The organism is Okeania sp. (assembly GCF_983059655.1).
The window spans coordinates 1-9,030 of sequence record NZ_CEZPJD010000140.1 but is presented as its reverse complement, the minus strand read 5'-3'; the positions used below and the strand labels follow the sequence as shown (position 1 = coordinate 9,030).

The 9,030-nt window shown below is 38.0% G+C and carries 6 protein-coding genes and 1 pseudogene; 3 read left to right on the top strand and 4 right to left on the bottom strand.

Annotated features, from left to right (window positions below; genetic code table 11):
• Together AC3DU7_RS10520 and AC3DU7_RS10515 are read right to left on the bottom strand one after the other, a co-directional pair.
• Positions 1 to 653: pseudogene (locus AC3DU7_RS10520) on the bottom strand (hypothetical protein); the annotation flags it as partial.
• A 288-nt stretch (positions 654 to 941) separates the two neighbouring features.
• The gene (locus AC3DU7_RS10515; protein ID WP_488039300.1) at positions 942 to 1,421 is read right to left on the bottom strand and encodes an ankyrin repeat domain-containing protein; all 480 of its coding nucleotides are present in this window, start codon (positions 1,419 to 1,421) and stop codon (positions 942 to 944) included.
• A 329-nt stretch (positions 1,422 to 1,750) separates the two neighbouring features.
• On the opposite strand from AC3DU7_RS10515, the gene AC3DU7_RS10510 reads away from it, so the two are divergent.
• The gene (locus tag AC3DU7_RS10510) at positions 1,751 to 3,115 is read left to right on the top strand and encodes a glycosyltransferase family protein (protein WP_488039299.1); all 1,365 of its coding nucleotides are present in this window, start codon (positions 1,751 to 1,753) and stop codon (positions 3,113 to 3,115) included.
• 468 nt (positions 3,116 to 3,583) lie between these two features.
• On the opposite strand, the gene AC3DU7_RS10505 is transcribed toward AC3DU7_RS10510, so the two are convergent.
• Positions 3,584 to 5,284 carry a mechanosensitive ion channel family protein gene (locus AC3DU7_RS10505; RefSeq protein ID WP_488039298.1) on the bottom strand — a complete coding sequence of 567 codons (1,701 nt, stop codon included), beginning with the start codon at positions 5,282 to 5,284 and terminating at the stop codon, positions 3,584 to 3,586.
• A 145-nt stretch (positions 5,285 to 5,429) separates the two neighbouring features.
• Positions 5,430 to 6,248, bottom strand: a complete 819-nt coding sequence (locus AC3DU7_RS10500) for a creatininase family protein (RefSeq protein ID WP_488039305.1) — start codon at positions 6,246 to 6,248, stop codon at positions 5,430 to 5,432.
• A gap of 337 nt (positions 6,249 to 6,585) precedes the next feature.
• Between AC3DU7_RS10500 and AC3DU7_RS10495 the strand changes: the two genes are divergently transcribed.
• Positions 6,586 to 8,154 carry an IS200/IS605 family accessory protein TnpB-related protein gene (locus tag AC3DU7_RS10495; RefSeq protein WP_488039297.1) on the top strand — a complete coding sequence of 523 codons (1,569 nt, stop codon included), beginning with the start codon at positions 6,586 to 6,588 and terminating at the stop codon, positions 8,152 to 8,154.
• Between the two features lie 100 nt (positions 8,155 to 8,254).
• The coding region (locus AC3DU7_RS10490) for an inositol monophosphatase family protein (protein WP_488039296.1) at positions 8,255 to 9,030 on the top strand (776 nt) is incomplete at its 3' end.

Genomic DNA, 9,030 nt, shown 5'->3' with positions numbered 1-9,030 from the left:
ATAATTATCCAAATATTCTTAGTAAAAACTTCCTCAAATTTTCCAGAAGCTAAAATAGCCAATGCTGGAAAAACTAATACCCAATTCAACATTCCATTAGCATAAGAAAAAGTGCTAACCGTACAGAGACAAAAACAAATTATAAACTTAGTTCTTAAACCCAGTTTTTTCTGGGCAATAACCAAACAACCAGTCAAACAAGCAATGGGGATATAAACCACAATTTGAATTCCCCAAAGCCAATTTTCATATTGAGCAGGAGAAAAAATTAGTAAATTAGAAATTGCCAAAAGCAAAAGTTGAGTAACAAGACTCGCCCTAACAGTCAACCTATTTAAACAATAAATATTGAAAAAAACAACACAAGTCAACAGAAATATCGCCAACATTTCATATCTGACATCCCAATTAGTCAAAAAAGCTAAACCGATAAAAATTAGCCTGGGAAAAAATTTTCTACTTTCATGGAATTGAGCAAATAAATCGCTAAAAGATAAATTTCCAGCATAGATTTTCTCAAACATTACTGCTAGAGGCCATTGGTCAGAAAAAGGAAAATTTACGCTATATTTGAGGATGCAAATTCCCATGAATAAAGCTGGTAAAAAAATCAGACAGAAAATAGGAATTTGTCGGCGCTTGAATTGTTGCATGGAGCATATTTTTTTTAATTGAAAAGTAAGCATATAGCGTTTCTCAAATTGGTGAGATACAGTTTTAGATCCCCCCTAACCCCCCTTAGTAAAGGAGGAACCGCTGAAAGGTAAGCATATAGCCTTTCTCAAACGCGAGCAAGATGCTCGCACTGATAAGATTTAATTATTAATATCTGTACTTCATATACTTGGAATTTGCTGTAAAAGTTGACAGCTTTTTATTTACTCCAAAAAATAATAACCCTGTAGAGATATTGTCTGCAACATCCCTGCTCCCCAAAATAACTAATTATTGCGATCGCGTGCCTGCTTGAGCAATTCCACAAGCTCTTTATGACCTTCTGAACTTGCCCATACTAAAGCCGTCCATTTATTATTATCTTTAGCCTTGATATCTGCTCCTCGGTCTAACAAAGTTTGCACGGCAACAGTATGACCACTACCAGCAGCAGTCATCAGCGCAGTCAAGCCAAAATTAGTATTAGCATTGACATCAGCGCCAGCATCCAACAATAGTTCTAAAATTTCCCGATCGCCACTACCAGCAGCACCCATCAAAGGCACCCAACCATCATTATCACTATTGTTGACATCAGCACCAGCAGCCAATAATTTTTTAACTATCTCTATATGGCCAGCTTCCACAGCAGCAATTAAGGGAGTGGAACCCTCCGAGTCTTTAGCATCGATCTCTGTACCTTCACTCAGCAAAGTTTCGACTTGAGAAATATCCCCAGTTTTAACCGTATCAATTAATTGTGTCATTTAAACTTCTCCTATAATTTTGTTTTCTAGTCAGTATATTTAGATGCTGAATGCTAGTTATTATGGAATTTTATACCGAATATGTCAAAAATTTATCCTAAATTACTACATCTGGTTTTCATAGAAGCTTTATAATAGTCAGGACTTACCCAGCTGAACGTGGAATATGGTAAAAGGAAAGGATAAATTTCCCGAAATATACAACAACCGAGTAAATTAATTGAATATTGTCATTGTATTCCTTAGAAGAGGTGTTTTATGAGTCGCTTTTGGAGTAAAGTTGTTAAAAAACTGCTAATTAAACATCAAAAACGGCTTTAGTATTCCCTATGAAAAAAATTGATATTGTCATCCTCTCAAATGGCCCCGGAGAATTAGTTACTTGGGTGCGACCTGTTGTACAACAGTTACGACAACAGGCAAATACTGATATCCGAATTTCTATCCTTCTTTCACCTTGTCCCCATGCTACCGGAAAAGAAGCAGCGATCGCTCTTTCCTATCCAGAAATAGACCGAGTACAACCGGCAGAATATTTTTGGCGGTTTTTGCTTCGGGGAAAAACGGCGGAAAATTGGCATTGGTATCCCCAGGGAATAGTTTTATTTTTGGGAGGCGACCAATTTTTTACTGTTGCGGTGGGAAAACGTCTTGGTTATCGTACTGTTATTTATGCTGAATGGGATGCTAGATGGTGGCGCTGGATAGATAAATTTGGCGTAATGAAACCAGAAGTTGCTGCTGAAGTACCATCAAAATATGCTGATAAATTTACAGTAGTGGGAGATTTGATGGCAGAAGTCAATTCAGTTATCAGTTATCAGTTAGCCTCCTCCGGAGGAACTGCGTTAACAGTTATCAGTACCTCTGCAATAGGGAGGCTTGAAATGCAGAAATTTCTTTTTGACCCCCTTAAAAGGGTAAGCAGTAATTTAGATTTACAAACAACAGAGGAAAATGTTGTTGAGTATATTGGGTTATTGCCTGGTTCTAAATCTACTAAATTATCTTTAGGCGTACCTTTAACTTTAGCGATCGCTCAACATCTCCACAAAGTACGCCCACAAACGAGATTTATTATTCCAGTTGCTCCTACTCTAGAATTATCTACTTTAGCCAGTTTTGCCGACTCTCAAAAAAATCCGGCAGTTCAAAAAATGGGTGGTGTTGAGGCTAAATTATTAATTCCTCCAAACCCCGAGATAGAAAATCCTAAATTAGTCACACCTACAGGTTTAGAGGTGGAATTGATAACGCATACTCCTGCTTACGATATACTTTCCCAATGTCGTCTTTGCTTGACCACAGTTGGTGCTAATACTGCTGAGTTGGGTTCTTTAGCAATACCGATGATTGTATTATTACCCACCCAACAACTAGATATTATGAGAGCTTGGGATGGTTTACCTGGGTTGTTAGCAAATTTGCCTGGGGTAGGAGCTGCTTTTGCTGCCGGAATTAATTGGTTAGTGTTGCGCAAGGGACAACTGTTTGCTTGGCCGAATATTTGGGCAAAACAGGAAATTGTGCCAGAGTTGGTAGGGAAACTGACACCGGAAACAGTAGCAGAGTTGGTATTAGATTTTTTGAGTCATCCAGAAAAATTAGCAGAAATGCGCGATCGTCTCAGAAGCGTTAGAGGTCAACCGGGAGCGGCACAAAAGTTAGCTGAAATTGTTTTATCGTTGCTATAGGAAGGAAGAAGGAAGAGGGAAGAGGAAAGAAGGAAGAAAGAAATTTTGCAGAAAAAAAGGTAAGGAAGAAGGAGGAAGGAAATATTGTGCGTTCATAAATGCGGAATTTAGGTTAATAGTTTTGTGGAATGGGTATCTTGCCCGTTCCCGTTCCCGCCCGTTCCCGCTCCCCGTTCCCAAATTTAAAAATTCATACTATTCAAATCCTTTATTCATCCTGAATCCTGACTCCGAAGAAATAGCCTAACTATTTGTAGAAAACAGTTATCAAATTGGTATTATATCATGTCCTGATAATTAGTGATGAAAAAACTTATCCTCTTGCTTAAACAGTAAATATGTCTATTTTTTCTACTCCCCTACTCCACAGTTCCCCTACTATCTTAAATAATAAGTATTCAACCGGACATAATACTACATCTCTATACCAAAGCTAGAACTATTATCAATAGTACTTGTATTAGAAGATTATATTGTGTTTGATACAGTAAGTGCAACTATCTTTGCCCCTGTGAGATCGAGAGTTTTGCTAATGTTGAGCAGTATTTCTTCTTGGATCGAGAGAGATTCATCTAAATCTCTAGTTAGGATATATACGAAGATATCAACATCAATTGCCTGATTACTCAAACTGCTAAGACTAATACGTTCTTCGGAAAGTTTTGGATGTTGAACGAGCATCCTTCGCAGGTTTTCCATGGTTTGTCCTAACTCTTCGTAGGCACTATCATAGCTCAATGAAAGTGTGCGCTCAAAAGAATATTTGTCACGCTGACTATCATTGACAATTTTCGATGTGGAGACTACTGTATTCGGGACATAAATCAGCTTGCGATCTGATGTCCGAATCAATGTTGACCGCAAACCAATATCTTCTACTGTACCCATGACACCACCGAATTCGCAAAAATCGCCAATCCTGATTGGGCGGTTCAAAAATAAGGTTAAACCACCTATTACATTTTCTATATATGGTTTAACTCCCAACCCAATAGCAATACTGCTAATTCCAAAGCTAGCTATTATTGGTCCAACAGCTATGCCAATTTCTTTGCTAGTAATGTAAAAAATTGTGAGTCCTGCCAAAACTCCAAGCAAGCGAACTCCATTGCGGACGAGTATTGCTTCAAGGGATGTATTTTCTTCAGGCATATTGGAGATAATAGTCCAACCAATGGCATCGAATACCATAAAAGCAAACCAAGCCAAAACACCACCTTCCACAATAGTTGATAATGTCAGTATATTATTGAGGAGTGCGCCTGTAATATTAATGTATTTATTGATCGTAAATTCCCAAAAGTTAGTCATCCATAATGTTAAGGCTGGTATGAATAATCCCAACCATACTTTTTTGTGGGGATTAGCATTCTTAATATATCGTTTGAGTAAAAATCTGGCACCAAAAACGATAGCGAATACTACGAAGGTGATTATAGCCAGACCAAGCCATTGCCAGAGGGCCTGGCCGTAAAGCAGCACAGTATTTTTTGGCGTTAGTAACCATCTACTCCACTTGGGAGGTAGGAGATAGCCAGGTGTAGTGATATAGAATCTGTAGAATCCAGGAGATGTTTTCCAGGAATTCGATTCATAGTAGGGATATTTTTCGATCAATTCATAAAATTTTTTGATACGCTTAACTGTTTCAGGCGTGAAGAGAAATTCATTGACATTGAAACCTTCCTCGACTAACTGAATTGCAATATCACTTCCTGGAACTTCCCAGCGCTTTAGGGATTTAGATACAACATCTTCTCTACCAGGAATCATATTGACTTTGGGTAATTCAAGGCGGTCAAATATCTCCTTAAGCATTAATGCAGATTCTGTACCAAAATCTTGACGATTAATTGGGGGAATATCTGCAAGATTTAAGGCATCGATCGCCCGGTTTAGAGCTAACTGTGCTCGATCAACTTTTTTCTTCACTGCCTGAGAATACCATAATCCCTCCTCTTTTTCTGACTGCTCTTTAGCTTCGATAATCAGTGTATAAGCCTCATTCATATTCTTCATAAATCCTGACATAGTAGTACGGGGACTATTAGTTTCAGGTGGCCTAAGTGGGTTATTATCTGGGCTAATGCTAATGACGGCAGACTGAGTAAGGATAATTATTATTAAAACAGTGAGAACTCGTAAAAGGAGTTTTTTGATTAGTCTCATATTGATATCCATAGCAATCATATCGGGTTGGATAGTAAGCTTTCTGGGAATTTTTAACCAATAAATAAATGCTCGCCAATTATACCATGATTGCTTTAATTCCTCGATCGTTTAAGTATTAAACCGGACATGATACAACTACCAATTACGATTGAGAGTTAGACTTTTGTTTTGGCTGCAGAAATTTATAAACGTCCTGAATAACCTGCACCCAACTATCAGTCAAAGCTTCAATCAGGCGATCGCCTTTTTCTTTTGTCGCTACCTTGGCATCACCCAACACCCCACTACAACTTAACTCCTGGGTTAACCAAGCGAAAGGCAACTTTCCCTCCATACTTAACATACTGTCTTCAGGTAAATCTTGAGGATATTCTGTTACTGCCTGATCCATTTTTACCGTATCTGGCAAAATCGACAACATAATACTGGTTTCCCCATCTCCTGCATGAATTCCCAACTCCATTTCCTTTGGCGTAAATAACTCTTCGTTAGGGAGAGGTACACGCCAAGCAAAAAGCGGAAATAGCAAAAAATCCTCATATTTCTGGTGCAAGTCTCGCGCCACAATTTCGATAACTTGTGGTTGTCCGCCGTGAGCGTTCAAAAATACTAATTTGCGGAACCCAGAGCGATAGATACTTTCAGCCATTTCTGTTAAAACTGCCATCAAAGTCTGGGCGGTGAGAGTAATAGTACCCGGAAAATGCCAATGCTCGTTAGATTTACCGTAATATTGAGTTGGCAAGGCGTATGCAGGAATATTAGAGTCGAGTTTAGCTAGTGCTTTACCTGTTACATAAGTAGCGATCGCCGAATCAACAATTATAGGTAAATGAAAACCGTGTTGTTCGATGGAACCCACTGGTTGAATAATTACTACATTTTCCTTATTTGGCATTGTTTCAATATCTTGCCAAGTGAGATAGGGAAAAAATCTTTCTGGTGGAATGAAATTGTGCATCATAAATAATAGACATCTCCAATAATAAAAAATAAAATCAATTATCGCACAGAAATTATCAATTCTTTTCCCCCTTCCTTCTTCCTTCTGCTATATAGTTTTGGGCACTAAACCAAGTTCTAAATATTCAAACACTGTTGTTTGCAAGCCCCCAAAAAATATAGACTATCCTAGACAAACATCTACAAAATGTCGCTGGATGTGATACAATAGCAAATTAGCAGAAAAATATAGATCCTGACACGAAACTTGAGAAAAGGTCAAAGCTATCACAAATATGATTGACACCCTTAGACAAGCTCTGCTAACCTAAGAGTAAAGTAATTCAATGTAAGTCATGGCCAAATCTCACGGTTCCTTAACAGGGATAGAAGCCAAAATTGAATATCATCCTGTATTTGAAGAGCTCGGAGCATTATATGAATCCTGGAAACGGTCTGCTGTCAACTGGATGCAAACTGATAAATTATCAGAATCCTCGGTAGAAAAACGTCTGATGAAAAAGTTTAACATTCAATGGGCATGGGCTGATTCAATTGCCACTGAAGCACGAACATGTTTAAACCAATTAAAAACAGCTAAAAAAAACCATTATTCTAAATTAGAGTTACAAATCCAAGCTAAAACAACTGCGACAAAAAAACTCATCATTAAACTAGAAAAAACATTAAAATTAGCAACAAAAAAAGGTTTTCCACATATACAAGCTCGAAATAAATTTTTTCATCAATTACTAGGTTTAAAGAGTAAAATTCAGAAAATAAAGTGCCTGAAACGAAAATTAAAGCAATTAAAAAATACAGAACGTTTACATATTTGTTTTGGTTCTAAGAAATTATTTAACGCTCAATACAATTTAGCAGAAAATGGATATAAAACCAGACAGGAATGGAGTGTTGATTGGAGAAAAAAACGGTCAGGCAGGTTTTTATGTATAGGAAAATCTCAGCCTGGGGGTGGAACTATGCTCAAAGTTTTCCCATTACAACAAGAGGAAGGATTGTATCAACTACAAATTCAACTACCTAGACCATTACAAGGTAAATATGGTCAGAAAATACAGTTAGAATTTAGTGTTTCAGATAGGAATGGCAGATTAAGAGCAACAGATTTAGATTATGCCATCAATAATTTCAAACCAATTACAATTTCTATTTTTCGTAGAGAACATAAACAGGATAATTGGTATATACATCTTTCAACTTATGTACCAGAAATACCAGTAGTTCATACAAGAAAAAATGGTTGTCTTGGTATTGACTTTAATGCTGATTCAATTTCAGTTACTTATGTGAAGTGGGATGGAAATATTGAATATTTAGAAGAAATCCCGTATAAGTGGAAGAATCAAACTACAGGACAACGACAAGCATCCATGAGAAATATTGTTTCTCAAATTGTTTTCTTAGCAGAATTTTTTGAATGTGCTATTGCCATTGAGTCTCTAGACTTTAGTAAGAAAAAAGCCAAGATGAGTGAGGAAAGTAAAGTTTACAATGAGATGCTTTCTAACTTATCTACAGCAATATTTAGAGAAACTTTAGAGTCACGTTGTAGAAGATTTGGAGTGGAATTAATTAAAGTTAATCCGGCTTTTACCAGTGTGATAGGAATGATTAATTATATGGCTAAATATGGCCTCAATAGTGGCACTGCTGCTGCTTTAGTAATTGGCCGTAGAGCGTTAAAGTTATCAGAAAAAATACCACAGTGTTTGTTGAGACCAGAGGATGTCAACAAACATGATTGGAGTCATTGGCGACGAGTTGCTAGTTTTATTAAACTACATCGTATCCGGAGGACTCAACTTTTTCAGTGGAGGAAAGCCCTTGAGGGAATCCTAACCCATAGTTTGTGGGCGGAACATCAACTTTCACAGCAAGTACACATTGAAACGGGTGAGTAATGAATCATTTGCAGTCACCGATGGCAGATGTCTAGCTAGCTTTGTCTAGTTTTCAAGAAGGTGCTATATGCTATAAATAGTAATTAATTTAAAACTACTCATGGCTTACGAACGCGAAAAACAAATAGCAATTGAAGCTGCCCTAGCAGCAGCTAAACTCTGCGAACAAGTTCGTGGAAACATTCCGCCTGCAATGGAAAAAGGTGATAAAAGTCCTGTAACTGTTGCTGACTATGGCGCTCAAGCGTTGATTTGCAAAGCCTTGGGTGAGACCTTTCCAGACGATCCAGTGGTAGGAGAAGAAGATGCCACTGAATTACAAAGTCCAGAGATGGCAGAAAATTTGACAAAAGTAACAAATTATGTAAAAGAACAGATAGCAGATGCTACTCCAGAACAGGTAGTACAGTGGATTAACCAAGGTAACGGTAAAGTCGGACCTCGTTATTGGACTTTAGACCCCATTGATGGCACAAAAGGGTTCTTACGTCAAGACCAATATGCAGTAGCTTTGGCATTGGTGGAAGCAGGAGAAGTTAAAGTAGGGGTGCTAGCTTGCCCGGCGATGCCAGTAGAAAATAATCAACCAGGGATGCTATATGTAGCGGTGCGGGGTGAAGGAGCAGCAATGATGCCAATAGCAGGAGGTGAATTGACTCCTATTCATGTTGTAAAAGCGGGTGATACTACTAATCTCCGGTTTGTGGAAAGTGTGGAAAGTTCTCACGGCGACCAAGACCGTCAGAATGCAGTAGCTAAAGCTGCGGGTATTACTGCACCTTCTGTACGAGTAGATTCTCAAGCAAAATATGGTATTGTGGCATCTGGGCAAGCTGCTTTATATTTGCGTTTGCCATCGCCGAAGTCTCCTAACTA